25 protein-coding genes are annotated in these 24,573 nt (G+C 68.9%); 15 read left to right on the top strand and 10 right to left on the bottom strand.

Going from position 1 to position 24,573, the window contains the following annotated elements; all coding sequences use genetic code 11:
* The first annotated feature begins 69 nt into the window (after nucleotides 1-69).
* Both B7R21_RS12565 and B7R21_RS12570 read left to right on the top strand, forming a co-directional pair.
* Nucleotides 70-2,472: a hypothetical protein gene (locus B7R21_RS12565; RefSeq protein ID WP_147305883.1), complete on the top strand. Its 2,403-nt coding sequence runs from the start codon at nucleotides 70-72 to the stop codon at nucleotides 2,470-2,472.
* Nucleotides 2,439-3,644 (top strand): glycoside hydrolase family 76 protein, encoded by a 1,206-nt coding sequence (locus tag B7R21_RS12570; protein WP_172592156.1) that lies wholly within the window; start codon nucleotides 2,439-2,441, stop codon nucleotides 3,642-3,644. The genes B7R21_RS12565 and B7R21_RS12570 overlap by 34 nt, the downstream gene beginning before the upstream one ends.
* Here B7R21_RS12570 and B7R21_RS20130 read toward each other — a convergent pair.
* Nucleotides 3,617-4,483, bottom strand: coding sequence for an esterase/lipase family protein (locus B7R21_RS20130; protein ID WP_172592157.1), 867 nt, complete (start codon nucleotides 4,481-4,483; stop codon nucleotides 3,617-3,619). The genes B7R21_RS12570 and B7R21_RS20130 overlap by 28 nt on opposite strands.
* A gap of 14 nt (nucleotides 4,484-4,497) precedes the next feature.
* Nucleotides 4,498-4,983 (bottom strand): hypothetical protein, encoded by a 486-nt coding sequence (locus tag B7R21_RS12580; protein WP_116283597.1) that lies wholly within the window; start codon nucleotides 4,981-4,983, stop codon nucleotides 4,498-4,500.
* A gap of 55 nt (nucleotides 4,984-5,038) precedes the next feature.
* Here B7R21_RS12580 and B7R21_RS12585 point away from each other — a divergent pair, with 55 nt between their 5' ends.
* The 5 genes from B7R21_RS12585 to B7R21_RS12605 all read left to right on the top strand — a co-directional run bounded on the left by B7R21_RS12585 (nucleotide 5,039) and on the right by B7R21_RS12605 (nucleotide 10,121).
* Nucleotides 5,039-6,241: an ROK family transcriptional regulator gene (locus tag B7R21_RS12585; protein WP_116283598.1), complete on the top strand. Its 1,203-nt coding sequence runs from the start codon at nucleotides 5,039-5,041 to the stop codon at nucleotides 6,239-6,241.
* Between the two features lie 82 nt (nucleotides 6,242-6,323).
* Entirely contained in the window at nucleotides 6,324-7,430 is a 1,107-nt protein-coding gene (locus B7R21_RS12590) for a sugar ABC transporter substrate-binding protein (protein ID WP_116283599.1), read from the top strand.
* Between the two features lie 144 nt (nucleotides 7,431-7,574).
* Nucleotides 7,575-8,531, top strand: a complete 957-nt coding sequence (locus tag B7R21_RS12595; protein ID WP_116283600.1) for an ATP-binding cassette domain-containing protein — start codon at nucleotides 7,575-7,577, stop codon at nucleotides 8,529-8,531.
* 2 nt (nucleotides 8,532-8,533) lie between these two features.
* Nucleotides 8,534-9,790 carry a sugar ABC transporter permease gene (locus B7R21_RS12600; RefSeq protein WP_116283601.1) on the top strand — a complete coding sequence of 419 codons (1,257 nt, stop codon included), beginning with the start codon at nucleotides 8,534-8,536 and terminating at the stop codon, nucleotides 9,788-9,790.
* Between the two features lie 115 nt (nucleotides 9,791-9,905).
* On the top strand, nucleotides 9,906-10,121 hold the full coding sequence (locus tag B7R21_RS12605) for a hypothetical protein (RefSeq protein ID WP_116283602.1): 216 nt from the start codon (nucleotides 9,906-9,908) through the stop codon (nucleotides 10,119-10,121).
* 53 nt (nucleotides 10,122-10,174) lie between these two features.
* Here the strand turns inward: B7R21_RS12605 and B7R21_RS12610 are convergent, their stop codons facing one another.
* Together B7R21_RS12610 and B7R21_RS12615 are read right to left on the bottom strand one after the other, a co-directional pair.
* Nucleotides 10,175-10,537: a hypothetical protein gene (locus B7R21_RS12610; protein ID WP_116283603.1), complete on the bottom strand. Its 363-nt coding sequence runs from the start codon at nucleotides 10,535-10,537 to the stop codon at nucleotides 10,175-10,177.
* 43 nt (nucleotides 10,538-10,580) lie between these two features.
* Complete coding sequence (locus B7R21_RS12615; protein WP_116283604.1) at nucleotides 10,581-10,874, bottom strand: DUF7882 family protein; 294 nt, start codon at nucleotides 10,872-10,874, stop codon at nucleotides 10,581-10,583.
* Nucleotides 10,875-11,102: 228 nt separating this feature from the next.
* Here B7R21_RS12615 and B7R21_RS12620 point away from each other — a divergent pair, with 228 nt between their 5' ends.
* From B7R21_RS12620 to B7R21_RS12630, 3 genes are all read left to right on the top strand, one after another.
* Nucleotides 11,103-12,128, top strand: a complete 1,026-nt coding sequence (locus B7R21_RS12620) for an FKBP-type peptidyl-prolyl cis-trans isomerase (protein WP_253259794.1) — start codon at nucleotides 11,103-11,105, stop codon at nucleotides 12,126-12,128.
* Between the two features lie 75 nt (nucleotides 12,129-12,203).
* Nucleotides 12,204-13,160 carry a hypothetical protein gene (locus B7R21_RS12625; protein WP_116283605.1) on the top strand — a complete coding sequence of 319 codons (957 nt, stop codon included), beginning with the start codon at nucleotides 12,204-12,206 and terminating at the stop codon, nucleotides 13,158-13,160.
* Nucleotides 13,157-13,654 carry an NUDIX domain-containing protein gene (locus B7R21_RS12630; RefSeq protein ID WP_367379404.1) on the top strand — a complete coding sequence of 166 codons (498 nt, stop codon included), beginning with the start codon at nucleotides 13,157-13,159 and terminating at the stop codon, nucleotides 13,652-13,654. Before B7R21_RS12625 ends, B7R21_RS12630 begins: the two co-directional genes overlap by 4 nt.
* Nucleotides 13,655-13,683: 29 nt before the next feature.
* On the opposite strand, the gene B7R21_RS12635 is transcribed toward B7R21_RS12630, so the two are convergent.
* Nucleotides 13,684-13,893 (bottom strand): antitoxin, encoded by a 210-nt coding sequence (locus B7R21_RS12635; RefSeq protein ID WP_116283606.1) that lies wholly within the window; start codon nucleotides 13,891-13,893, stop codon nucleotides 13,684-13,686.
* A 27-nt stretch (nucleotides 13,894-13,920) separates the two neighbouring features.
* Nucleotides 13,921-15,324: an MFS transporter gene (locus tag B7R21_RS12640; RefSeq protein WP_116283607.1), complete on the bottom strand. Its 1,404-nt coding sequence runs from the start codon at nucleotides 15,322-15,324 to the stop codon at nucleotides 13,921-13,923.
* 231 nt (nucleotides 15,325-15,555) lie between these two features.
* Between B7R21_RS12640 and B7R21_RS12645 the strand changes: the two genes are divergently transcribed.
* The 3 genes from B7R21_RS12645 to B7R21_RS12655 all read left to right on the top strand — a co-directional run bounded on the left by B7R21_RS12645 (nucleotide 15,556) and on the right by B7R21_RS12655 (nucleotide 19,471).
* Nucleotides 15,556-16,251 (top strand): hypothetical protein, encoded by a 696-nt coding sequence (locus tag B7R21_RS12645; protein ID WP_172592158.1) that lies wholly within the window; start codon nucleotides 15,556-15,558, stop codon nucleotides 16,249-16,251.
* A gap of 84 nt (nucleotides 16,252-16,335) precedes the next feature.
* On the top strand, nucleotides 16,336-18,597 hold the full coding sequence (locus tag B7R21_RS12650; RefSeq protein WP_116283609.1) for a TPM domain-containing protein: 2,262 nt from the start codon (nucleotides 16,336-16,338) through the stop codon (nucleotides 18,595-18,597).
* 127 nt (nucleotides 18,598-18,724) lie between these two features.
* Nucleotides 18,725-19,471 carry a PspA/IM30 family protein gene (locus tag B7R21_RS12655; protein WP_116283610.1) on the top strand — a complete coding sequence of 249 codons (747 nt, stop codon included), beginning with the start codon at nucleotides 18,725-18,727 and terminating at the stop codon, nucleotides 19,469-19,471.
* Here the strand turns inward: B7R21_RS12655 and B7R21_RS12660 are convergent.
* Nucleotides 19,461-19,751 (bottom strand): rhodanese-like domain-containing protein, encoded by a 291-nt coding sequence (locus tag B7R21_RS12660; RefSeq protein WP_116283611.1) that lies wholly within the window; start codon nucleotides 19,749-19,751, stop codon nucleotides 19,461-19,463. The genes B7R21_RS12655 and B7R21_RS12660 overlap by 11 nt on opposite strands.
* A gap of 164 nt (nucleotides 19,752-19,915) precedes the next feature.
* Between B7R21_RS12660 and B7R21_RS12665 the strand changes: the two genes are divergently transcribed.
* Complete coding sequence (locus B7R21_RS12665) at nucleotides 19,916-20,371, top strand: SRPBCC family protein (RefSeq protein WP_116283612.1); 456 nt, start codon at nucleotides 19,916-19,918, stop codon at nucleotides 20,369-20,371.
* A 10-nt stretch (nucleotides 20,372-20,381) separates the two neighbouring features.
* Complete coding sequence (locus B7R21_RS12670) at nucleotides 20,382-21,116, top strand: DUF998 domain-containing protein (RefSeq protein WP_116283613.1); 735 nt, start codon at nucleotides 20,382-20,384, stop codon at nucleotides 21,114-21,116.
* A 79-nt stretch (nucleotides 21,117-21,195) separates the two neighbouring features.
* On the opposite strand, the gene B7R21_RS12675 is transcribed toward B7R21_RS12670, so the two are convergent.
* The 3 genes from B7R21_RS12675 to B7R21_RS12685 all read right to left on the bottom strand — a co-directional run bounded on the left by B7R21_RS12675 (nucleotide 21,196) and on the right by B7R21_RS12685 (nucleotide 24,477).
* Nucleotides 21,196-22,209: a PHP domain-containing protein gene (locus B7R21_RS12675; RefSeq protein WP_116283614.1), complete on the bottom strand. Its 1,014-nt coding sequence runs from the start codon at nucleotides 22,207-22,209 to the stop codon at nucleotides 21,196-21,198.
* A gap of 305 nt (nucleotides 22,210-22,514) precedes the next feature.
* Nucleotides 22,515-23,516 (bottom strand): proline racemase family protein, encoded by a 1,002-nt coding sequence (locus tag B7R21_RS12680; protein ID WP_116283615.1) that lies wholly within the window; start codon nucleotides 23,514-23,516, stop codon nucleotides 22,515-22,517.
* Between the two features lie 43 nt (nucleotides 23,517-23,559).
* Nucleotides 23,560-24,477: a dihydrodipicolinate synthase family protein gene (locus tag B7R21_RS12685; RefSeq protein WP_116283616.1), complete on the bottom strand. Its 918-nt coding sequence runs from the start codon at nucleotides 24,475-24,477 to the stop codon at nucleotides 23,560-23,562.
* Nucleotides 24,478-24,573 lie beyond the last annotated feature (96 nt).

Consider the following 24,573-nt stretch of genomic DNA (forward strand, 5'->3'; position numbering starts at 1 on the left):
CGTTGTTTTCTTACATACAACCGCATGGGGCTTTGACTTTGGGAGAGATTCCTTGCTGAATGGAAGAACGTGTCAGTTCTGAAATGGGGAAAGTCCGGGGGCAGGCCGGCGGGGTCGGCTGCTCTGCGTCCGCGATCCCGGGTGCTGATAGCGCTCTCACTGGTGGGTCTGCTGCTGCCTGCGGCGCTCACGCTCGCGACGGGTTCGGAGCGGGCGACAGCCGCGGTGACGGCCTCCGCTACAACGACAACTGAACCGACACCTGCACCGAGCGTCGCGCCGGGTGTGCCCGCACCCACCTCGACTCCAGCGCCCACACCCCCGCCGACACCTCCCCCGTCCGACCCGGATCCGATCAGCAGGCCGGAGATCACCTCCCCGGGCTCGGGTGAGCTCCTCGGCGGCGGTTTCACCATCACCGGAACCGCCGAGCCGGGCAGCTCGGTGCAGATCTCGGCCAGCACGCGCTCCGATCCGCTCTGCGTGAGCACGGTGGGCACCGACGGCACGTTCAGCTGCAGCACGGGGGCTCTGCCGAATGCCCCAGGGGTGCAGCTGCGGGTCGTGCAGCTCGTCTCCGGGCACGCCAACTCCAGCGACACGGTCACGGTCGACGTTCTCAACGCCCCGACGGCAGAGTCCGGCTCGTCGTCGGGAGTCAGCACCGGCTACGGAACGGTGCGGGGCTCGGCGGCAGGCGGGGCCACCGTTCGCGCGAGCGCTGCCGGTGACGCCGGCTCGTTCGACTGCCTCGCCGTCGCCGACGGGTCGGGCGGCTGGGCGTGCAACCTCGGGGCGGGCATCCCGAGCGGTATCCTCCGGGTGCAGGCGACGCAGTCCACCACGTGGAGCGGGGGCGAGTCGCCGGCCAGTGCGTCGTTCACCCTGCGCATCGACTCGGACACACCGGCACCCCCCGTCGTGACGAGCCCGGCCCGGGGAACGACGGTGCGGGCATCCGGTGCCGTCTTCGCCGGTACCGGCGAGCCCCAGGCGCTCGTCACCGTCTTCGCCGGATCGTTCGCAGCCTGCACGGCAACGGTGCAGAACGGAGCGTGGAGCTGCACGGCCGGTGACCTCGCCGCCACCCGGGCACCCGTCTCGGCCATCCAGCAGGACGCTGCGGGGAATGTCAGCAACGAGAGCACGGCGTTCGACGTGGTGTTCGTCGCGGGCACGCCCACACCTGGCCCGTCGGCGAGCGCACCCGCCGCGCCGGGCGCGGCTTCCGGCGGCACGGAGGCGCCCGGTGCTGGCGGCGCCGCCGGGGCGGGCGGCACCGGCGGCGCGGCTTCCGGCGACGGCAGCGGTGCCGGTGCCGGTGCCGGTGGAGCCGACGGCACGGGTGGCGCTGGCGGCGCGACCGGCCAGGGCGACGGCGGTGCCTCCGGGGGCTCGGGAGCCGGATCCGGCGGCGCACCGGGATCCCCCGGCCCAGGCGGCAGCACGCCGCACACCGAGGCGCACGGCGCCGACGGATCGTGGGCCGGCTCGACCCGCTTCTCGGTGTCGCTCGCACCCGTCTTCGGCCAGGCATCGGGACTCAACTGGCTCCTGGCACTCGGGGTCGCCGTGGCCGCCCTCCTCCTCGTTGCTGCACCCGCACGGCTGATGGCCGGAGCTCTCTCGGTCTCCTTCCGGGCGCGGATCAGGCGAACGGGAACCCTGCTGACCGGGCGGAACCGCCCCCGCAACGAGTTCGACCGTGCGCCCGAACTGGCCCTCAACCCCTGGGTGCTCGCCTCGGTCAGCATTGTCGCGGCCGCCGCCATCGGCATGCTCTCGGGGCCGGTCGAGAACCAGCCGGCCTACCTCCGCCTCCTTGCGGCGATCTGCATCGCCTTCGCTGTTCTGAACGCGGTCTCCGTGCTGGTTCCGCGGCTCCTCGGGCTCCGGATGCTCGGCATCCGGTCGACCGTGACGTTCGCGCCGCGCTACCTCGCCCTCGCGGTGGTCGCCACGATCGTCTCCCGCGTGTTCACGATCGAGCCTGCCCTGCTCTTCGGGCTGGTGCTCGCAGCCGGGTGCGCCGACGGGGCCTCACGCCGCATCCGCGGGCAGTTCGCGATGCTCCACCTCCTCACCCTGCTGGTGCTCGGCGGCGTCGCCTGGACAACGATCAGCCTGCTGCCCGCCCTCGGTACGCCGTTCGGGGCTTTCGCAACCGAGATCCTCAACACACTCGCACTCGGATCCTTCGGGGCTGCGGCCGTTCTGGTGCTCCCGTTCGGGAGATTCAGCGGGCGCGCACTGTTCGCGTGGTCCCGGGCAGCGTGGCTGGCCACGGCGCTCGGAGCCTTCACCCTGCTTGCCGCGGTGGTCGCTCCCGCCGTGACCCCCGGCGCCGGGATCGCCGCAGCGTCGGCACCGGTGCCGGCCCTCGCCGCGCTGCTGCTCGTCGGGGTCGGTTTCGCGGCGGTGAGCCTGTCGGTGTGGGCGTGGCTGCGGTTCGTCGCTCCGGCGCTGAAGTGATGCCGGCCGGAGCCGGCGGCGGTGCTGCCTCCTGGAACCGCCTCGCCGACCGGGCCCAGGAGGGCCTCACCCAGCACTTCCAGAGCAGGGTGTTCGGCGCCCGGTGGCTGCACAACTCCGCGCCGATCCGGCTCGCGCACCTCGTCACGTTCAACTACTGGTGGTTGGCGCACGCCGTGGAGGTGCGGGTCGACGGGGCAGAACGCCGGGGCGATGCGAAGAGCGCACACGGGGCCGACGCCCGGCGAGTGCAGCTCGCCGAGAACACCTACGCGGGCATCCTGTGCCGCAACCGCGGCCTGTTCAACCACTACTTCGACGACATGGGCTGGCTGGCGATCGCCGCGCTCCGACTGTTCGACGTCACCCGATCGGCACGGTACCTCGCGGATGCCGAAGCGCTCTGGGAGCACATCCACAGCCGCGGAGGGAGCAGCGCCCGCCCCGGCGCGATCGCCTGGCGCGACTCGCAGCTCGACTACCTGAACGCGCCGACGAACGGCGCCTTCGCGATCCTCTCCTCCCGGCTCGCCGCACGCACGGGTTCTGCCCGGTACGAGGCGGCGGCCGACGCGTCCCTTGCGTTCTTCACCGAGACCTTCGTGGGCGGACAGAACGCCGCACTCGCCGCTTCCCCCGCTCCCCCCGCCGGTGCTGCGGATCTCGTCGCGGACGGCATCAACCGCCTCGGCGACGGCGCCCTCGACTCGGGCTGGCTGTTCACGTACAACCAGGGCCTCTACGTGGGAGCCCTCGTCGAGGCGTTCGACCGATCAGCCGACCCGCACCTGCTCGAACGGGCCACTCGAACCGCCGCTGCCACGATCGCCCGGCTCGCTCCGTCGGGCCGCTTCCTCGACGAACCCGCGCGGCTCGAGCAGAGGGGCGGCGGCGACGCGGGCCTCTTCAAGGGCATCTTCGTGAGATACCTCGAGCTGCTGCTGGAGCGTCTGGAACCCGACAGCTCCGGGCTCCGGATGCTCGAACCGTTCTTTCTCGCGAACACCGCCCTGCTCGCCGCCCCCGAGCCGCACGCCACGGAGGCCTGCCCCCGGGTCGCCGACGACTGGGCTGCCGCCCCCGGCCCGACCACCGCCCTCAGCACACAGCTGGCCGCCGTGATGGCCATCGAGGCGCGCGCCCGCTACGAGCGCCACGGCGCTGCCCGCTGACCGCGCATCCACCCGCCGCGCGCCTCTCTCCCCCCGTCGGGAAGATGCGGGGTCTGGAAGTGGGCGGGTGAGACGGGGCGAGGGGCGGCGAGTTCCTTGTCCAAGAACTCGCCGAGGGCCCGGGATCCGATGATGCGGGAGTGGCCCGCCACGGGCAGCCGGATGTTGCGGGCCCCCGGAAGCACGCTGCCCGCCCGCACGTTCTGGTCGAAAGTGCCGTAGACGGAGGTGATGCGCGAGTTCACGGGCGAGGCGGCGCCGAGGAAGGTCACGGTGAGATCGTCGGCGGCGAACATCCGGACGCTCGAAACGCGGAGGTACCGCGCCCAGTGCGAACCCGAGAACGGAGTGTTCACGGCGACCAGGCGCTGCACGCGCCGGTCGGGGTCCAGGCGCAACATGACGTACTTGCCGATCAGACCGCCTTTGCTGTGCGCCACCAGAACGACGTTGCGGAGGTCGTCCCTGGCGAGCCTGTCGGCGACGATTCGCGCCGACAGGGCGATCGGCAGGGTGTTCCGGCCGAGTTCCGGCACCAGGTGCACGCGATGGCCGCTCCGCGCGAGGCGCCGGGCGATCGGCCGCATGAAGTGCGCGCGTTCGAACACGCCGGGCAGCAGCACCACCTGAAGCGGTTCGGCCGCGCTGCCTGCTGCCGCGCCGCCAGCCCCCGCGTTGGCCGCGGCGGCGCCGCGAGCCCCCACGCCACCAGCTGCCGCGCCGCCAGTGTCCGAAAAAGCCGCGCCGTGACCACGCAGGCGCAGGACGCCCGCCGCCTCCGCCCTCACGGTATAGCCGTAGTCGAGCATCCAGTAGCCCGCCATCGCCAGGCGGTTCACGCTCCCCGCGCCCCTCAGCCGAGGTCGGCTTCGAGGCCGCCGCCCGATGCGCCGATGAGTTCGAGCAGGGCGCCCGCGTAGGCATCGGCAGCATCGACCGCCACGAAGACCCGGGCCTGGCCGGAGACCACGATCTCGACCTCGTACGACTCCTCCACCAGCAGTCCGTCTTCGTCGAGAGCGCCGGAGCCACCACCGAAACCGCCGCTACCGGCATTCCGGAGCGAACGGAACGTCGCACCGAGCAGTGCGCGGAGCTGATGTTCCGCAGGCATCCAGAGTGCGTCGTCGAGGGCCACGGAGTCGAGCGCCCACTCGGTCGTGCCGTTGAAGCCCAGCACCGTTCCGGTGTCGTATTCGTGCGCTTCGATGGTCATGTCGCTGACCGTGAAGACGTCGCCCTCGAACCCTTCCCGGGAGATCATGAAGAGATCGCCGGAGACCGGGCGCCAACGGAGGCCGGCCAGTCGGAGGGCCTGGGAGAGCTGAGGAGAGATCATCCAGCAATTATGCGTCGCTCCGGCTGGGCATTGACATGGGCTGTATGTTGTTCTGGTGGATGACCAACGGCGCACTCCCGGTTCTCAGACTTCACTTCGTGAAGCCAACCGTGCGCGCATCGTCGACGCCGTCAAGAAGCACGGTGGTCTGACACAGGTCGAACTCGCCGGAGCCACGGGGCTCTCCCCGGCCACCGTGTCGAACATCGTGAAAGAGCTCTCGGCCTCGGGGCTGCTTCATGTCGCGCCGAGCACGCGGAGCGGCCGGCGCGCCCAGCATGTGACCCTCGCGCACTCGCTCGGCCTGTTCGCCGGAGTGCACTTCTCGACCCGCCACATGCGCATCGCCCTGGCGGATGCCAGCCACCGGGTGGTGGCCGAGCACCACATGCCCCTCGCGAAGGACCACCGCGCCGACAACGAGCTCGACAAGACGACGCTGCTGCTGGCCGACATGCTGGAATCGGTCGACGCCACCATGCAGGAGGTGCTGGCGGTCGGGATCGCCGTACCCGCGCCGATGGACCGGGAGACCGGCACCACCGCGCGGAGCGGGATCATGCGCGGCTGGGACGGCGTGAAGGTGGCCGAGGTGATGGAACGCAGGCTCAAGCGCCCGGTCTTCGTGGACAACGCCGCGAACCTGGCCGCCCTCGCCGAGTACCGCCTCGGGGCCGCGCGGGGCAGAGCCAACTCGGTGACGATCGACGTCGGCGACGGCATCGGGGCCGGGCTGATCCTGAACGGAGCGATCTTTCGCGGCCACAACGGTGTGGCCGGTGAGTTCGGCCACACGACCATCCTGGAGAACGGCCCGCTCTGCCGGTGCGGCAACCGGGGCTGCCTCGAGGCGATCGCGGGCGGGCCCGCCCTGCTGGAGAGCCTGCGGCACGAGCTCGGCACGATGAAACTCGGCGACATCGTGTTGCGGGCCATGGCGGGTGAGTCCCTACCGATGCGCACCGTCGCGGATGCCGGGCGGCACATCGGCGTCGCCGCTGCGAATCTCTGCAACCTGCTCGACCCCGAACGCATCGTGATCGCTGGAGAGCTCGCGCGGGCGGGCGAACTGCTGCTCGGGCCCCTCCGGCACGCGGTCGAGCGTTCGATCATCGTCGGGCCGGAGCTCATGCCCGAGATCGTGCAGGGCCAGCTGGGAGCACGTGCAGCCACGCTCGGTGCCGCGGTCTACGCTGTCGACAGCGTGCACATCACGGCCGACGACAACACTGCTGCCAAGTTGTTATCTCCCGCTTGACTTCAAGTCTTGACGACAAGCTTCAAAGATGCCAAGCTCGCTCACGTCGCCAATGAGGGCGGCAATAACGGGAGGTTTTTCAATGAAGATCGCCACCACGAGAGCGGTCATTGCGACGGCCGCACTCCTGCTCGCAGCCGGCTCGCTCACAGCATGTTCGAACGGCTCATCATCGGGTACCGCAGCAAACACCGCCAACGCCTCCACGGCGAAGATCGGCCTGCTGCTTCCCGACTCCGTCACCGCTCGCTATGAGAGCGCCGACAAGCCCCTCTTCGAAGCGAAGATCAAGTCGCTCTGCCCCGACTGCACCGTGCTCTACTCCAACGCCGACGGCGATGCGGCCAAGCAGCAGCAGCAGGCCGAGTCGATGCTGACCCAGGGGGTCAACGTGCTCGTGCTCGACCCGTTCGACGGTGAGGCCGCAGCATCCATCGTCGGGGAGGCCAAGGCCAAGAACATCCCGGTGATCTCCTACGACCGCCTGATCAACAGCGCCGACCTGTCGTACTACATCTCGTTCGACAACGAGAAGGTCGGCGAACTGCAGGGCCAGGCCCTGGTCGACAAGATGAAGGCGAGCGGCGCAGCCGCGGACGCGGGCATCCTGATGGTCAACGGGTCGCCGACCGACAACAACGCGAGCCAGTTCAAGAAGGGCGCGCACTCCATCATCGACAAGTCGGGCTACAAGATCCTCGCCGAGTACGACACACCCGGATGGGACCCGGCACAGGCTCAGACCTGGGTCGCCGGCCAGATCACCCAGTTCGGTCCGCAGATCGTCGGCCTGTACGCGGCCAACGACGGCACGGCCGGTGGCGCGATCGCCGCACTCAAGGGTGCGAACGTCAGCCCGCTGCCTCCCGTCACGGGCCAGGACGCCGAGCTCGCCGGCATCCAGCGGATCCTCGCCGGAGACCAGTTCATGACCGTCTACAAGGCCTTCAAGCCCGAGGCCGAGCAGGCTGCGACCCTCGCCGTGTCGCTCGCTAAGGGTGAGAGCGTGTCGCCCACCTCGAACACCACCACCAAGGGCGGGGCTTCCATCCCCTCGTTCCTGCTGACGCCGGTCGCTGTGACCGTCGCCAACATCGAGTCGACCGTCGTCGCCGACGGCTTCTACAAGGCCTCGGACATCTGCACCGCAGACTACTCAGCCGCCTGCGCCACCGCCGGCATCAAGTAACACCCACGGATCGAACCCGGCCGGGTCGCGCCCCTCGCGCGCTCGGCCGGGTTCGCTCTCGTCTCTGTCGCCGGCGCTCCACCGCCGGCACAACCCCCTGCCAGTCGACCTGGCACCATCCACTCCTGAGGAGGAACCGTGACGATGGAATCCGCCGTCGCTCCAACCGCGGGCTCGGTCCGCGAACCCGTGCTGTCGCTGAAGGGCGTGTCGAAGGGCTTCGGCGCCGTGCGCGCGCTCACCGACATCAACCTCGACATCCATGCCGGCGAAGTCGTCGCCATCGTGGGCGACAACGGCGCGGGCAAGTCGACCCTCGTGAAGATCCTGGCCGGGGTGCACCCGCAGGATTCCGGCACCATCACCTTCGACGGCCAGGTGGTGTCGATTCCCACCCCGACCGCCTCGCGCGCCCTCGGAATAGCGACCGTGTTCCAGGATCTCGCTCTCTGCGACAACCTCGACGTCGTCTCGAACCTCTTCCTCGGCCGCGAGATCACCCACGGCACCCTCGACGAAGAAGAGATGGAGCAGCGCGCGTGGAGCCTCCTCCGCCAGCTCTCCGCAAAGATCCCCTCGGTGCGGATCGCCGTCGCCTCCCTCTCCGGAGGGCAGCGCCAGACCGTCGCGATCGCCCGTTCGCTCATCGGCGAGCCGAGCGTCGTGATCCTCGACGAACCGACGGCCGCGCTGGGCGTCGCGCAGACCGCCGAAGTGCTGAACCTCATCGAGCGCCTCCGCGAGCGCGGCCTCGGTGTGCTGATCATCAGCCACAACATGGCCGATGTGCAGGCCGTCGCCGACCGCGTGGTGGTACTCCGCCTCGGGCGGAACAACGGCGACTTCCATGTCGCCGATGTGAGCTACGAGGAGATCATCTCCGCCATCACCGGTGCCACCGACAACGTCGTCACCCGCCGGGCCAGCGCGCACGCAGTGGCGTCAGCAGCAGAGGCGCACGACGCGGCTGCTCCGCCTGCGGGCAGGGCGACTCCGGATGCCGTGGGCCCCACACTCGGCAAGGCCACCGTCGAGGAACCGCTGCCCGACAACGCCACAGGCGCCGACAACCACGACGACGGTTCGAAGGAGATCCGCTGACCATGACCACTTCTCCCACCGGATCGCCGGCAGACCGCGCCGCCGACCTGCAAGACGAACGCCTCATCCGCACCGAAGGTGTTCGGGGCGCCGTGCTCGCCTTCCAGCAGCGTGTGCGCGGAGGCGACCTCGGTTCTCTCCCCGTCATCATCGGCCTCGTCGTCATCTGGGTGATCTTCCAGATCCTGAACCCGAACTTCCTCTCCTCGAACAACCTCGTCAACCTGACTCTGCAGTGCGCCGCTGTCGGTACGATCTCGATCGGTATCGTGCTGGTGCTGCTCCTCGGCCAGATCGACCTCTCGGTCGGTTCCGTGAGCGGTCTCGCCGCAGCCATCCTCGGCGTGGGCCTCACCCAGCTCGGCTGGCCGGTGCTGCTCGCCGTCGTGGTCGCCCTCGTCGTCGGAGCCGCGATCGGTTTCCTCTACGGACTGCTCTTCACCCGGTTCGGCGTACCGAGCTTCGTGATCACTCTGGCTGGGCTCCTCGCCTTCCTCGGCCTCCAGCTGAAGGTCCTCGGCCCGAACGGCTCGATCAACCTCCCCTACGACTCGTGGATCGTGCAGTTCGCCCAGGCGACGTTCCTCCCGCCCTGGGCGGCCTACGGCCTGGCCGTGCTCGCCGCGGCGGCGGTGTTCTACACCGACATCCGCCGCGCTTCGCGTCGCCGGAAGGCGGGCCTGTCGACCGGCGCGATCTCGGTGACACTGATCAAGTCGATCTCCCTCCTGGTGCTCCTCGTGATCGTCGTCGCCTACCTCGCGACCGACCGCGGCCTCGGAGCCATGTTCCTGCTGTTCGTGGTGCTGGTCGTGGTGATGAACTTCTTCCTGACCCGCACCAAGTGGGGCCGGTCGGTGTTCGCTGTGGGCGGCTCGGTCGAGGCCGCACGCCGGGCCGGCATCCGGGTCAACCGCGTGTACATCTCGGTGTTCATCCTCACCTCGACCTTCGCGGCCCTCGGCGGCCTGCTCGCGTCGGCACGGCTCACCTCGGCGAGCCTCTCCTCGGGAGGCGGCGACACGAACCTGAACGCGATCGCAGCAGCGGTCATCGGCGGAACCAGCCTCTTCGGCGGCCGGGGCAGCGCCTACTCCGCGCTGCTGGGCATCCTGGTCATCCAGTCGATCTCGAACGGTCTGACGCTGCTGAACCTCGACTCGTCGATCCGGTACATGATCACGGGCGCGGTGCTGCTGCTCGCCGTGATCATCGACTCGCTCTCCCGCCGCTCGCGGGCGAGCCACGGCCAGGCCTGACGCCTCTTGCGTCTGCCCGGGCGGGCGCCTCTGTCAAGGCCTTCGCGTCTTCGCCCCGACGACGCAGACTGTAAGCATCTACAGAACGTAGAAGACAATCAGGAGGATCCATCCCATGATCGAGAAACTCAGCGAATTCGGCCTGAAGAGCGAGTACGCCTACGCAGGCGGGTTCGCCTCCATCGCCCTGTCGTTCGTGGCCTACTTCGTCAGCCGCGCCAGGAAGGGCGACTCCAAGGCCCAGTCAGACCGTTGGGGCATCTTCATCGGCCACTGGGCACCCACGTTCTTCGCGCTGGGCGTCGCCCTGAAGCTCGAAGAGAAGAAGTAGGGCTCTTTCCCTCTCACCCCGCCTGATCGGCAGACGGCTTCGTCGGCAGCCGATCAGGCGGGTTCGTCGACAACTCCGACGAACCTGCTGCCGATGGCGTCGAATTCCCTCCGGGTGTCTCCGGATGCCACGGGCGGCAGTTCGTCGGGTGCGTGGAAGTCACAGCTGAGGTACGTGAACGTCGGCCACCATTTCTTCGGCCGGGCGGCCTCCGTGAATCCGCAGATGGTGCAGGTGAGCTGGACCCAGACCGGCTTCTTACCGGTGCGATTAGCCCGGGACTGCAGCAACCACGCGGGCGGATCGGTGTCGATCGCCTCGACCTCCTCCTCGGTCATCCGTGAGGGAAGGCCGTGGCGGGACGCCATCTCGAGGGGGATGTCGAGGCGGAGTGCCGCTTCTCGTCGTGAGATCATCCTCCCCACGATAGTGCCCGGCCCCGGGCAAGGCCTCCCGGCTTCAGCCCTTCGGCTCGGGAACGACGCTCAGACCCGATCCACTGTTCGCCGACTGCATGAGCAGCTCGACCCAGGCCCGGTTGAGCTGTGGCCTGTCGGACGAGTCGAAGGTGAAGACAAGCGGGATGGATGGATGGAGCCACACCGACGTCAGGCCGGTCGGGCCGTGGGCAGAGGTGAGGCCGAACTTCTCGTCCCGCCGCAGCTTCGCCATGATCACGGTCTGCAGGTGCGCGAGCATCCTGTCGTCGAAGTGCAGGACGGTACCCGCTGAACCGTAGGTCAGTGTTCCCATGATGTTGTGGTTCCCATGCTGTTGTGTGCCTCCTGGCGGGTACGGGCGAACAAGCGCCACTACTGTGACGGTTGTCGCCGGGCATTCGTCACGCCCGCTCCCGAAGTTTTTCCGCACACGGTATTGTTCGTGCGGCGCCCTGCTCTCCCAGCCCATCAACAGCTTGTTCATAGGCCGACGGGAGAGACTGATCGGGTTTGTTCACCAATGAGAAGTGTCTGAGGATCCATGCGTAAATTCACCCTGATCGCCGCCGCGGCCGCCGTCGCACTCACGCTGGCGGGATGCGCGTCCTCTGCGGCTCCCACCGCCACCAGTTCGGCCGCCGCCTGCACGCCGACAGCGGCGGGCACCACGTCGGACGCCGTGACGGCCACCGGCGACCTCGACACCCTCCCCACGACGACCTTCACCGCGCCTCTCACGGCGACGGCGACCGAGCGCACCGTCACCACCGTGGGCACCGGCGCCGAAGTCACAGAGGGCTCCCTCGCCACCATCGACTTCACGCTCTACAACGGCACCTCCGGCAAGCAGCTGTTCACCACCACAGACGCCGAGATCGGCTCGCAGAAGGTGACAGTCGACCAGACGCAGTTCCTTCCCGGCATCGTGAAGGCGGTGCAGTGCTCGACGGTTGGATCGCGCATCGTGGCCGTGGTGCCACCCGCCGATGCCTGGAGCACCAACGGCAACTCCACGCTCGGCGTGGCAGCCACCGACACCGTCGTGTTCGTGATCGATGTGAAAGACGTGACGGAGGCCCCCGCCGCCACCACGGCGCCGACCCCGAGCACCGATCCCAACATGCCCACCCGCGCCACGGGTGCCGACCAGCCCGCGCCCGCCGGTTTCCCGACGGTCACCCTGGCCGATGACGGAACTCCCACCGTGACGATCCCGAGCACCCCCGCGCCCACCACCCTGCAGATGGCCACACTGAAGCTCGGAACGGGCGCGGTCGTCGGCGACGGCGACACGGTCACCGTGCAGTACCAGGGCGTCAACTGGACGACGGGCGCAGTCTTCGACCAGAGCTGGACCAAGGGCGGCCCGACCAGCTTCGCCACCAACCAGGTCATCAAGGGCTTCGGCGCCGCACTCGTCGGCGCAACCGTCGGCTCCCAGGTGATCGTGGTCATCCCACCGGACCAGGGTTACGGCGCCAACGGCCAGTCGCAAGCCGGGATCAGTGGCACCGACGACCTCGTCTTCGTGGTCGACATCCTCGCCACCGCGTCGGCTGCGAAGTAACTCCACCCAGGAGGCGGCCCCCGGGTTCTGGATGCCCGGGGTCGCCACCGCGCGGTGAACGACGATACTGGAGAGGTGGATCTCGAGAGCGTCGCCGCCGAGCTCTCCGTGCTGCCGCCCGCGGAGTTCGTGGCGCGTCGCACCGAACTCGCGAAGGCTGGGCGCATGGAAGCTGGTGCCGCCTCGGGGAAGGCGGCCGGCCGGGAACTCGCAGAGGCGATCAAGCGGCTGGCGAAGCCGTCTGCGGCCGCCTGGGCGGTCAACCTGCTCGCGACGAGGCGACCCGGGATGCTCGAGAGCGTCGCGGCGCTGGGTGCGAACGTGCGGGCGGCGACCGCGAGCGGCGAGCCTGCTGCACTCACGGCCCTCACGGCGGAACGCCGCAGCACGCTCCGCGCGGCCACGGCCGCCGCGTTGGAACTCGCGGAGCAGGCTCTGGATGCATCCGACGCTGACGCACCGGGCGGCGCAGAGGGCACGCGGCCCTCGAAGCTCTCCCCCGCTGTCGCGGCCGATGTGGAACAGACGCTCCAGGCCGTTCTGGCTGACGCTACGGCTGCGGCTGCCGCACGCACCGGCCGACTCGTACGGGCCCTGGCGGCCTCCGGTGTGGAGTCGGTCGATCTCGACGGCGCGGTGAGCGGGCCGTTCACGCCGCCCGGGCCTGGCGACGGCGATGACCTGGACGACGGCGGCGACGGCGACGGCGACGGCGACTATGACGCCGCAGCAGCGGCAACCGCCGAGGCAGCCGACGCCGCAGCGGCGCTCGAAGCCCTCGACAGCCGGCTCGGCGAGCTGCAGGAGCTGCGGCGCGCGGCACGCGAGCGATCCGACTCTCTCGATGACGAGATCGACCTTCTGCGGGCCCGACTGGCCGATATCGAATCCGAACTCCACGACCGCGAAGCAGATCGTGCAGACCTCGAGGAGCGGCTCGACGAGACCGACCGAGCGTTCGGGCAACTCGACCGGCACCGCGAGAAGGCGGCCCGCCGCGCATCCAGCGCCGCTCGGGCGGCCGACCGGTGACGCCGACGAACGCGGTGAGCGCGGTGAGCGCGGTGAGCGCGGGCATCCTGCTGTACCGGTTGCAGCCAGCCGGGCCCGAGGTCTGGATCGCGCACATGGGCGGGCCGTTCTGGGCACGCAAGCACGAACGGGCGTGGTCGATCCCGAAGGGCCTGGTCGAACCCGGGGAGAGCACCCTCGAGGCAGCCCTCCGCGAATTCGCCGAGGAGATCGGAGCTCCCCCGCCCGCGCTCGCCTATGACGTGCTCGGTGAGGCGAGGCAGCGATCCGGCAAGGTCGTCTGCGCCTACACCGCCCAGCTCACGGGCGGGCTCGGCGTCGAGTTCTTCGGCAGCAACACATTCACGCTCGAGTGGCCCCGCGGTTCCGGTGTGGTGCGGGAGTACCCCGAGATCGACGACGCCCGGTGGGTGCCACTCGGCGAGGCTCGGAGCCTCGTCGTGGCGGGCCAGGAGTCGTTGCTTGACGCGCTCGGCCTCCGGATCGGGCGCTGACCGGAGGGTGCCCGCCCGCGGTCAGTCGGTCACTCGGTGCCGACGGCCTTGTCCGCTGCATCGCGGGCGCCGTCGATCTGACCGTCGAACTTCCCGCCCGTGGCTTTCTTGACGGCTCCGGCGACCGAGTCGAGGATGTTGTCGCTCACCTCTTCGGCCTTCTCGCTCTTGAGTGCATCCTGAACCTTGTTGTCTGCAAGGAAAGATTGTGCCTTTGCGGTGATGTCTTCGAATCCCACGGTATTTCTCCTTTTGATTGGATGTTTCTACCGTTCATTCTGCCCGTCTCCCGTGACGAGGGACAGGGGCTGCGTGATCGATTCCAACGACTTGCGCTCAGCATCCACACCGAAGATGAAGGCGATGATGCCACCGAGGATCATGATGCCGGCGCCCAGGAAGTACCCGCCGGTCAGGGGTCCGCGATCGGTTCCGTCGCCGATCAGGATGCCGTAGATGAGGGGAGCACCCGCGCCGGCGAGCTGGCCGAGGGCGAAGAAGTACGAGATCGCCTGGCTGCGGAGTTCCAGCGGGAAGATCTCGCTCACCGTGAGGTAGGCGCTCGAGGCGCCGGCGGAGGCGAAGAAGAACGACACGCACCAGAAGATCGTCTGCGTGGTCGCATCGAGTGTGCCGGCGCTGAACAGCACCGCCGACACCCCGAGCACCACACCTGAGACGCCGTAGGTCAGCAGGATCATCCGCCGCCTGCCCCAGACGTCGAACAGGTGACCGAGCAGCAGCGGGCCGAGCAGATTGCCGATGGCGAACGGGAAGAAGTAGAACTGCGTCGACACCGAGTCGGTGCCGTAGAAGTTCTGCAGCACGAGCGCATAGGTGAAGAAGATCGCGTTGTAGAGGAACGACTGGGTGATCATCATCGTCGCGCCGACCAGAGTGCGCTTCGGGTAGTCCTTGAACAACACTCTGACGATGGTGCGGAACGGGATGCTCTCGGTCGCCTTCACCGTGATCGCCAGCTTCTCGTCGACCGGCTCGATCGTGCCCCCCTCCCGTTCGACGCGGGCCTCGATGTCGTCGACGGTCTCCTCGGCCTCCTTCTCGCGGCCGTGGGTCATCAGCCAGCGCGGACTCTCTGGGATGTGCCGCCTCAGGTAGATGATGGCGAGGCCGAGGATCGGGCCGATGAAGAAGGCCAGGCGCCAGCCGATGTTCTCGGCGAAGTTGTCGGGGTTGAGGAAGAACAGGTTGGCGGCCGAGCCGAGGGCCGCGCCGCCCCAGTAGGTGCCGTTGATGGCGATGTCGACCCGGCCGCGGTAGTGCGACGGGATGAGCTCGTCGATCGCCGAGTTGATGGCGGCGTATTCGCCGCCGATCCCCATGCCCGCGAAGAACCGGAAGAAGAACAGCACGTACATGCTCGGTGAGAGGCCTGCTGCGGCACTCGCGATGAGGTAGATCACGAGCGTGAGGATGAAGAGTTTCCGGCGCCCGAGCTTGTCGGAGAGCCGGCCGAAGACGAGGGCACCGACGATCTGGCCGACGAGGTAGACCGTTCCGGCGAGGCCCACATCGGCCGGTGTCATACCCAGATCCTTCTGGAACCCGGCCGACGCGACGATCTGGATCTCGAGTCCGTCGAGCACCCAGCTGAAGCCGAGCCCGATCACGATCGACCAGTGGAACCTCGTCCACGGAAGCCTGTCCATCCGTGCCGGAACGAGGCTTCTCACGCCTCCGGCACCGCTGCCTGGTGTTCTCTCAGTCGTTGACACAGAGACGACAGTAACCCCGGCGGCAAATCTGCCGTGAAGGAGTGACGAGCCGCGCCTTCACGTGTATTGTTCAGCCGCATCCCGGGTTGCGTGGAGCTTTCTCGGTTACCGTGCAGAGATTCCCGCCTGCCAACACCCCGCCTGCGGACGAACAGGAAGATGACGATGGCGCGCAGTCTGAGAATCCCCCTCTCGTCGAAGGTCGACGACGAGCACGGCAGGGATACCCACGCCGGGCAGCCGCTGGCGCCCGACGTACGGCTGACGATCGACGACCACCAGCGCTTCGGCGACGGAACCCTCTGGTCCTTCGCGGGCGTCGAAGTCGTCGACATCGTGCAGTCGCCGACACCGCCGATCCCGATCTTCCGGCACGTCTCCCCCGTGCACGGTGACCGGATCGCCGTGGTCTTCCTGCTCGAAGGCGAGGTGCAGGTGACCCACGACGGTGCGCAGTTCCGTTTCCTGTCCGGCTCCGCCGCGTACATCGTGACCGGTACCGCCACCTCGGTCGAGGCATCCGAGACCTGCCGCGCCGTGATGGTCTCGCTTCGGCGGAGCCGGCTGGCGGCCGCCGGGATCGACGTGCGCCAGACATTCGGGGCGTTCGCGGCCTCGACGGCACGAACCTCGCCCCTGCTCACCTTCGCGCTCGCCCTGATCGAGGTCTCCCGTGATCACACCCTTCCGACCGAGCCGACCGCAACCGTCCTGACCGACCTGGTCGCGGGACTGTTCCGCGCCGACGATGCGTACTCCACCCGCTCCCTCGGATCGGGCCTCGATGTCGAGTTCGAGGGGTACCGGGAGACCGTGCGCACGTTCCTGCTCACGCAGGTCGAAGAGGGCTCTGCGGGGTGAAGACGCTCGGTGGCAGGGCGAAGCGATCGGGCAGCGCCCGTTCAGCGGGGCCTAAATCGCGCTGGCATCCCTAGGATGGTGGGCATGCGAGCACCACTGTCGGTCATCCGTTCCCTCTCTGTCGTCGGCCTCGCTCTCGGGCTTGCACTCGGCGGCGTGCTCGGCGTGTCAGCTTCAGCCAGCGCCACCGAACCGGTCGACCTCGGCGGCAACCGGGTGATCGACTCGGCCGGGGTTCTCTCAGCCGCCGACGTCACCGCCATCACCGATGCCACCGAGAAGTTGTATGCCGACAGCGGCATAGACCTGTTCGTGGCCTATGTGAGCACCTTCGAGAACCCGGCGAGCGCCGAGGACTGGGCAAACCAGACCGCGTCGGCGAACAACCTCGGACCCACGGACTATCTCCTCGCTGTGGCTGTCGACGGCCGCGCCTACTACCTCTCCGGGGACAGCTCGGGCCCCGTCAGTGGCTCCCAGCTCTCGACGATCGAGAGTGCACAGATCGAGCCGCAGCTGAAGAACGACAACTGGGCGGGGGCTGCCGAAGCTGCTGCAGTGGGGCTCGGCGACGCCGCGGCGGGTGGTACCGGCAGTTCCGGATCGGGTGGTTCGGGCTCGTCGTCCTCGTCGACCGGGGTGAGCGGTGGGACGATCGGCGCCATCGTCATCGTGCTCGTACTGATCCTCGTCATCGTCGGCGGCATCATCGTGATCGTGTTCGTACGCGCCTCGCGCCGCAACCGGCTGGCCGCCGGCGGCTCTGCCCCGATCGACGGCCCCGCGGAATCCGGTGAGCCTGCCGATCCGCTCGTCGCCATGCCGATCCAGGAACTCGAACGGGAGGCTGGGAGCATGCTGGTGCAGACGGACGACGCGGTGCAGACCAGCACCGACGAACTCGGCTTCGCCGTCGCGCAGTACGGGGACGAAGCGGCCGCGCCGTTCCAAAAGGCCCTGGGCGAGGCGACGGCGGGGCTGAAGCAGGCGTTCCAGCTGAAGCAGCGGCTCGACGACGCCGAGCCCGACTCGGATGCAGAGATCCGACAGTGGAACACCGAGATCGTGCGGCTCTGCACCGAGGCGAACCGCGTGCTCGACGAACAGGCCGCGGCCTTCGATGAGCTACGGGAACTCGAGAAGGACATCCCGGCGGGAATCGCCGCCGGCACGGCCGCCGTAGCCGCCGTGGAGCCACGCGTGCAGGCGGCTGCATCGGCCATCGTGGCCCTTCGAGCGTCGTACACCCCGAGCGCCTTCTCGACTGTCGTCGACAACCCGGCGCAGGCCACTGAGCGACTGACTTTTGCTCGTTCCGCGCTCGAGCACGCGGAGACCGAGCAGAGGTCGGACACCGGCGAGGCCGCCGTGGGCGTCCGTGCCGCGGAGGAGGCCGTCGACCAGGCGACCCTGCTGCTTGAGGCCGTCGACCGTGTCACGGCCGATCTCGCCTCAGCCCGCGGCCAGCTCGATTCGCAGCTCACCAACCTGCAGCAGGACGTGGCCGACGCCCACGCTGTCGCTGCCGCGGGAGACCCCCAGGGTGCCATCGCGGCTGCGGCTGAGCGCACGACGGCTGTGATCGCCGAGGTGCAGGCCCAGCTCGCCGGCCCGGTCGACCCGGCCGTGGTGGCCCAGCGGCTCGAGCTGGCGAACCGCGACATCGACGGGGTACTCGGGGCGGTGCGGAGCCAGCAGGCCACCGCGCAGCGCGCAGCCTCCACCTTCGCCCAGACGCTGCAGTCGGCCCGGAGCCGGGTCTCCGCGGCCAACGACTACATCACGGCACGGCGGGGCGGGGTCGGTGCCGAGGCACGGACGCGGCTGGCCGAGGCGACCCGGTTGGTGGCGCGCGCCGAGGAGCTGTCGACCACCGACGCCGTCGGCGCCCTGGCCGCCGCACAGCGCGCCGACGGCCTGGCTGCCCAGGCGATCGAGTCGGCCCAGCGCGACGTCGGCGAGTTCGCGAACGGATACGGCGACGGCTCGGGTGCTCCTGCCGGCGCCGGCGGCGGACTGTTCGGTGCGGGAGGTGGCGGCGGCGGTGGCGGAAACGGGATGCTCGGGGCCATGCTCGGCGGCATCGTCATCAACTCCGTGCTCGGCGGAGGCCGGGGCGGAGGCGGCCTCTTCGGCGGCGGCGGAGGCCGGAGGGACGATGATGATGACGACGACGGCTTCGGAGGCCTCTTCGGCGGCGGCAGCGGAGGCGGCTTCTTCGGCGGCGGCGGCGGTGGCAGCAACGGCGGGGGCAGCCGCAGCGGGGGCGGCTCGTTCGGCGGCCGGAGCGCCGGCAGCTTCGGTGGCGGTGGAACCCGTTCCCGTCGCGGCGGCGGGCGCTTCTGAGCCATCGGCCACCGACACGCTCCTGCCGACCGGCGCCCAGCGCCCAGCAACCAGCACGATCGATCGACTCTCACCCTGACCCTCCTGACAGACCAACCGGCAGTACCACACGAAAAGAGAAGGAATCATGTCAAAACAGTCCATCTTCGGCCGCATCGCTCAGCTCACCAAGGCGAACATCAACGCGCTGCTCGACTCCGCTGAAGACCCGGAGAAGATGCTCGACCAGATGGTGCGCGACTACACCAACAGCATCGCCGACGCCGAGAGCGCCATCGCCGAGACCATCGGCAACCTCCGCCTCGCCGAGGACGACCACCGCGAAGACATCGAGGCCGCGGCGAGCTGGGGCGCGAAGGCCCTCGCGGCGAGCCGCAAGGCCGACGAGTACCGGGCTGCGGGTGGGGAGGGCACCTCCGCAGACGCCGACCGCTTCGATTCGCTGGCGAAGGTCGCCCTGCAGCGACAGATCCAGTCCGAGAAGGAGGCGACAGATGCCGAACCGCAGATCGCGTCGCAGACCGAGATCGTCGACAAGCTGAAGACCGGCCTCAGCACGATGAAGCAGAAGCTCGACCAGCTGAAGTCGAAGCGCAGCGAACTTGTCGCCCGCTCGAAGAGCGCCGCCGCCCAGGCCCAGGTGCTCGACGCGGTGAAGAGCGTCGACATCCTCGACCCCACCAGTGAGGTCAGCCGCTTCGAGGACAAGATCCGCCGCGAGGAGGCAAAGGTGCGGGGTGCAAGTGAGCTCGCGGCATCCAGCCTCGACTCGCAGTTCGACCAGCTCGACGACCTCGGCGAGCTGACCGAGGTGGATGCCCGGTTCGCCGCCCTCAAGGCGGGCGGGTCATCCACCCCCTCGATCACGCCGTAGAGACGTCGAAACCTGCCTCGCGCCAGGCCGTGGTGCCGCCGGCGATGTTCGTCGCGTCGACGCCCCGGCCGGCGAGGTACTGCGTCGCACGGGCGCTCCGGCCGCCGAGTTCGCAGATGACGTAGACCGGCCCCTCGGGCAGGTCCTGCCCCTGGAGCTGGCCGAGGGGGATGTTCACGGCGCCGGGAACGTGACCGCCAGCGAATTCGTCGGGCTCGCGCACATCGATGATGGCTGGTGCAGAGACGGCAGCCAGCTCGGAAACAGTGATCTCGTTCATGCCTCCATCATCTCAGCCCGTGTGCGTCTCGGCCATCGGTGCTGGGCGTTTGCTGAACGGGGCCCTACCAGAGTCACTCCTCGAAAAGCGAGGGGTGCCCGGGTCTCTGCCGCCGACGTAACTTCGAAGAGTCGGAACTGCCGACACCGAAGGAGTCATCCGAAATGCCACAGGTCATCGAAACCGTCGACGTCAACGTCCCCGTCTCGGTCGCGTACAACCAATGGACGCAGTTCGAGGAGTTCCCGAAGTTCCTGGACGAGGTCGAAGCGATCAAGCAGGAGACCGAGACCCTCACGGTCTGGACTGTCAAGGTCGGCCCGGTCGAGAAGACGTTCGAAGCCAATATCACGGAGCAGCACCCCGACGAGCGGGTCGCCTGGAACAGCACCGGCGGCGATGTCGACCACGCCGGCGTCGTCACCTTCCACAAGCTGAGCGCCGACGAGACGCGCGTCACCGTGCAGCTCGACTGGGAGCCGCAGGGCCTGCTCGAGAAGCTGGGCGGCGCTCTCGGCGCCGACAACCACGCCGTCAAGAAAGACCTGAAGAACTTCAAGGAGTACATCGAGAAGAAGGGTTCGGAAGACGGCGCCTGGCGCGGCGACGTCTCCGCGTAAGCTTCATCCCATGGAACCCCGGCAGCCCTCACGGTCGCCGGGGTTCTCCTCGTTCTGGCCCGGTCTCTCGCGTGTGGTCGGTGCCATCCTGCTGGCCGCCGGGGTCACGACGATCTGGGTGTCCCGCCTCGCCTCGCACACCGACGTCTACCTCAGCGAGATGGGGGCATCGGATGCTCCCACCCCCGTGCTCTTCAACGCGGCCCTTCTCGCCATCGCGGTCGGCGGGTGTCTCGTCGCGATCGGGCGGTCGGGGATCCGCTCGCGCGTGCGCTGGCTCGGGGCGTGGAGCATCTCGGCGACCCTGGTCTTCGCCTGCCTCTCGATAGCGCTGGCCTCGCGCGTGACCTGCTCGCCGGGCTGTCCGGTGCCGTTTACGAACGGATCCACGGTGGCGGACTTCGTGCACACGCTCGCCGCGTCACTCGGGTTCGCCGCGGTCGGGCTGGCGATCATCCAGGCCGCCTATGCGCACAGCCTCCGCCCGCTGTTCGCGGTGTCGATCGCGAGCGGCGCTGTGATCATCCTGGCTTCCGGTGTGGGCGGTCTGCTGTCGGTCTTCCGGTTCCGTGTGGATCTGGGCGGCTGGCTGGAACTGACGGCCGCGACAGTCGCGCTGCTGTGGGTGATCGTGTTCGCGCTGGCACGGATCGCGCCGCTTCCCGCGCCGCCCGCCCCGCGTGCACTTGTTCAGGCAGAGGGCCCTGCCATCGAGGTCTCGTCGACGGCGACGCACCTGTCCTGAAGTGCGGTCGGCACTGGGCTCGGTCGCCTGGAGGTGGGCGTCGCGGCTACGATGGCCGCGTCTCCGACGGGCTGCGGCCTCAGCGGCGGCACCACTCCAGCAGGCGTTCCACCGGCCACGTCGTGATGATCCGCTCGGCCGGCACGCCGTTCGCCGCCGCGCGTTCGATGCCGTAGTCGAGCAGTGCGAGCTGGCCCGGCGCATGCGCGTCAGAGTCGATGCTGAACAGGCAGCCCGCCGCGAGCGCTGTGGCGATGAGGTCGTCGGGCGGATCCTGCCGCTCGGGCCGCGCGTTGATCTCGACCGCGACTCCGTTCTCGGCGCACGCGCCGAACACCCGGTCGGCGTCGAATTCCGACGGTGCACGGGTGCCGCGCGACCCCTCCACGAGACGCCCGGTGCAGTGGCCGAGGATGCTGGTGCGCGGGTGGTTGACGGCCCCGAGCATCCGCTCGGTCATCGTGGCCCGGTCGGCCCTGAGGTGCGAATGGATGCTCGCCACCACCACATCGAGCCGATCGAGCAGTTCGGGCGTCTGGTCGAGGGTTCCGTCGTCGAGGATGTCGACCTCGATGCCGGTCAGGAGGCGGAGCGCCGGGGTGCTGCGGTCGAGTTCGGCGACAACCTCCAGCTGCTCGGTGAGACGTTCGGCAGTCAGACCGTGGGCGACCGTGAGATGCGGCGAGTGGTCGGTGAGCGCGAGGTACTCGCGGCCGAGGCTGACAGCTGCGTCGACCATCAGCGGAATCGGGGTGGTGCCGTCGGACCAGTCGCTGTGCGAATGGAGGTCGCCGCGGATCTGGATGGCGAGCGCCCGCCCGCCGTCAGTGAGCGGGCTCGACTGGGCAGCGCGGAGCTTCGTGAGCCGCTCGGGAACGTCGCCGTCGAGGGCCTGCCGGATGACTCCGAACGTGCTGGCGCCGATCCCCTTCGTCGCCTTGAGCCGGCCGTCGTGTGCCCGCGCCGCCAACTCGTCGGGGCTCCAGTCGCCGATCGTCGCCGCCGCCTTTCGGAACGCCTGCACCTTGAACTGCGGCGCCCGGTCGCGTTCGAGGTGGAAGGCGATCTCGGAAAGGGCGGCAACGGGGTCCATTCCTCCATTCTGCGCCCATAGGCTGCAGCCCCGACGCGCGGGCACCCGCCATCCGCCACCGCCACCGCCACCGCCGGTGAGGATGCCCGGCAAGCCACCCTGAGTGCAGCGCCGGTTTCGACCAGCTCCTCCCGTGTGGGAGACGCGGTAGAGGCCCGACGGTGGGTTGAGCTGCCCCGGTAGCTCAACGGCATGAGTCGGAGCCGGGCGTGAGGGGGCGCGGCCGAGGTCGGCCCGGGCGACGCCAGGACGCGGCGGAGCCCGGGGCGCGGGGCTCGGTCGCTGACGCCGAGCCGGCGGGCGACTCAGAACTGGAAGCCCGTCGGAAAGGGGTCGCTCGGGTCGAGGAGGTACTGGCCGATGCCGGTGACCCAGGCGCGCCCGGTGATCGTCGGAATGACGGCGGGTCGGCCCTCCACCTCCGTGGTGCTGATGAGGCGGCCGACGAAGCGCGAGCCGATGAAGGACTCGTTCACGAAGTCGGTGTCGAGGGCGAGCTCGCCGCGGGCCCAGAGTTCGGCCATGCGGGCAGAGGTTCCGGTGCCGCAGGGTGAACGGTCGAACCAGCCCGGGTGGATCGCCATCGCGTGGCGAGAGAGCGTCGCATCCGATCCGGGCGCGATGAATTCGACGTGGTGGCAGTGGTCGACGCCGTCGATCTGCGGATGATGCGGGGCGTCCTGCTCGTTGATCGCCGTCATGATGGCCAGCCCCGCCGCGATGATGTCGTTCTGCCTGCTGCGCTCGAACGGCAGGTTCACCGCGTCGAGGTCGACCATCGCATAGAAGTTGCCGCCGAAGGCGAGAGTGTAGGGAATGGTGCCGTAGCCCGGCACGTCGATCACGGCATCGAGCCGCTCGACGTAGGCGGGCACGTTCTCGATCGTGACCGAGTCGGCGTGCCCGTTGCTCACGGCGACCCGGGCGATGACGAGGCCCGCGGGCGTGTCGAGGCGGATAGTCGTGACGGGTTCCACGACGTCGACCATGCCCGTCTCGACCAGAACCGTGGCGACGCCTATCGTGCCGTGGCCGCACATCGGAAGGCATCCCGAGACCTCGATGTAGACCACACCCCAGTCGGCGTCGGCCCGCGTCGACGGCTGTAGGATAGCGCCGCTCATGGCCGCGTGGCCGCGCGGCTCGTTCATGAGCAGCAGGCGCACGTCGTCGAGGTGCTCCATGAAGTGGAGCCGCTTCTCGTTCATCGTCGCGCCCGGGATGACGCCCATGCCACCGGTCACGACGCGGGTGGGCATGCCCTCGGTGTGCGAATCGACGGCGGTGAACATCCGTGTGCTGCGCATGGCTTCTCCTGGCGGTCGTGACGGGCGAGTCGTGAAGTGAGGGTCAGCGCGACGCGAGGTAGCGCAGCGCCTTCTCGGTGTCAGCCCGCACCCGGGCTTCGTTCTCGGCGCTCAGGGGCCCGCGCGGCGGACGGGTTCTGCCGCCGAAGCTCTGGCCGGCGATGTCGATCGAGAGCTTGATGGCCTGCACGAACTCCGTGCGTGAGTCCCAGCGGAACACCGCCACGAGTTCCCTGTAGAGCGTGAGCGCCTCGGCGATCCTGCCTTCGGTGACCAGCGTGTAGATCTCGACGGCCTCCTTCGGGAAGGCGTTCGGGTAGCCGGCGAACCAGCCCACTGCGCCATCCACGAGCGTCTCGAAGAGCAGGTCGTCTGACCCGGCAATCACATCGAGGTCGGTGAGTTCCTGGATTTCGAGCACCCGGCGGATGTCGCCCGAGAACTCCTTGACGGCCACGACCTCAGGGATCTTCGCGAGCTCGGCGAGGAGTGTGGGCGTCAGGTCGACCTTCGTGTCGAACGGGTTGTTGTAGGCCATGATCGGCAGCCCCACCTCGGCGACACGGGTGTAGTGCTCGATGACCTCGGCGTCGCTCGCGCGGTAGATGGTGGGCGGCAGCAGCAGCACGCCGTCGGCGCCGTCTTCCTTGGCCAGCTCGGCCCAGTGCCTGGCCTGGTGCCAGCCGATGCCGTGCACGCCGGCGATGACGAGACCCCGTCCGTCGACGGCTTTCACCGCCGTCTGCACGACCGTGCGGCGCTCGTCGTCGGTGAGCGAGGAGTATTCGCCGAGCGAACCGTTCGGCCCGACACCGCGGCAGCCGTTCTCGATCAGCCAACTGCAGTGCTCTGCATACCGCTTGTAGTCGACCGCGAGGCCGGCGGGCGCCGAGGAGTCCTCCCTGAAGGCGAGGGTGGTGGCGACGATGACGCCGCCGAGGTCGAATGCCGTGTTGGTCATGAGTGTCTTTCTTGGGTCGTTGTCCCAGTGTGCGGCCTCGGTGGGCCGGTTCGTGTTGAGCAGCGGAATCTGTGGAAGAAGTGGCGGTGCGGTCGG

The organism is Subtercola boreus (assembly GCF_003399625.1).
In the GTDB taxonomy this organism is placed as follows: domain Bacteria; phylum Actinomycetota; class Actinomycetes; order Actinomycetales; family Microbacteriaceae; genus Subtercola; species Subtercola boreus_C.

What these genes read in the sequence shown, in the direction of transcription:
- B7R21_RS12655 (WP_116283610.1), top strand. Translation starts at nt 18,725, where the DNA reads ATGTCAAAACAGTCCATCTTCGGCCGCATCGCTCAGCTCACCAAGGCG.
- B7R21_RS12660 (WP_116283611.1), bottom strand. Translation starts at nt 19,751, where the DNA reads ATGAACGAGATCACTGTTTCCGAGCTGGCTGCCGTCTCTGCACCAGCC.
- B7R21_RS12685 (WP_116283616.1), bottom strand. Translation starts at nt 24,477, where the DNA reads ATGACCAACACGGCATTCGACCTCGGCGGCGTCATCGTCGCCACCACC.
- B7R21_RS12645 (WP_172592158.1), top strand. Translation starts at nt 15,556, where the DNA reads ATGGCGCGCAGTCTGAGAATCCCCCTCTCGTCGAAGGTCGACGACGAG.
- B7R21_RS12650 (WP_116283609.1), top strand. Translation starts at nt 16,336, where the DNA reads ATGCGAGCACCACTGTCGGTCATCCGTTCCCTCTCTGTCGTCGGCCTC.
- B7R21_RS12615 (WP_116283604.1), bottom strand. Translation starts at nt 10,874, where the DNA reads ATGGGAACACTGACCTACGGTTCAGCGGGTACCGTCCTGCACTTCGAC.
- B7R21_RS12610 (WP_116283603.1), bottom strand. Translation starts at nt 10,537, where the DNA reads ATGATCTCACGACGAGAAGCGGCACTCCGCCTCGACATCCCCCTCGAG.
- B7R21_RS12620 (WP_253259794.1), top strand. Translation starts at nt 11,103, where the DNA reads ATGCGTAAATTCACCCTGATCGCCGCCGCGGCCGCCGTCGCACTCACG.
- B7R21_RS12590 (WP_116283599.1), top strand. Translation starts at nt 6,324, where the DNA reads ATGAAGATCGCCACCACGAGAGCGGTCATTGCGACGGCCGCACTCCTG.
- B7R21_RS12665 (WP_116283612.1), top strand. Translation starts at nt 19,916, where the DNA reads ATGCCACAGGTCATCGAAACCGTCGACGTCAACGTCCCCGTCTCGGTC.
- B7R21_RS12640 (WP_116283607.1), bottom strand. Translation starts at nt 15,324, where the DNA reads ATGGACAGGCTTCCGTGGACGAGGTTCCACTGGTCGATCGTGATCGGG.
- B7R21_RS12600 (WP_116283601.1), top strand. Translation starts at nt 8,534, where the DNA reads ATGACCACTTCTCCCACCGGATCGCCGGCAGACCGCGCCGCCGACCTG.
- B7R21_RS12675 (WP_116283614.1), bottom strand. Translation starts at nt 22,209, where the DNA reads ATGGACCCCGTTGCCGCCCTTTCCGAGATCGCCTTCCACCTCGAACGC.
- B7R21_RS12595 (WP_116283600.1), top strand. Translation starts at nt 7,575, where the DNA reads ATGGAATCCGCCGTCGCTCCAACCGCGGGCTCGGTCCGCGAACCCGTG.
- B7R21_RS12580 (WP_116283597.1), bottom strand. Translation starts at nt 4,983, where the DNA reads ATGATCTCTCCTCAGCTCTCCCAGGCCCTCCGACTGGCCGGCCTCCGT.
- B7R21_RS12670 (WP_116283613.1), top strand. Translation starts at nt 20,382, where the DNA reads ATGGAACCCCGGCAGCCCTCACGGTCGCCGGGGTTCTCCTCGTTCTGG.
- B7R21_RS12605 (WP_116283602.1), top strand. Translation starts at nt 9,906, where the DNA reads ATGATCGAGAAACTCAGCGAATTCGGCCTGAAGAGCGAGTACGCCTAC.
- B7R21_RS12680 (WP_116283615.1), bottom strand. Translation starts at nt 23,516, where the DNA reads ATGCGCAGCACACGGATGTTCACCGCCGTCGATTCGCACACCGAGGGC.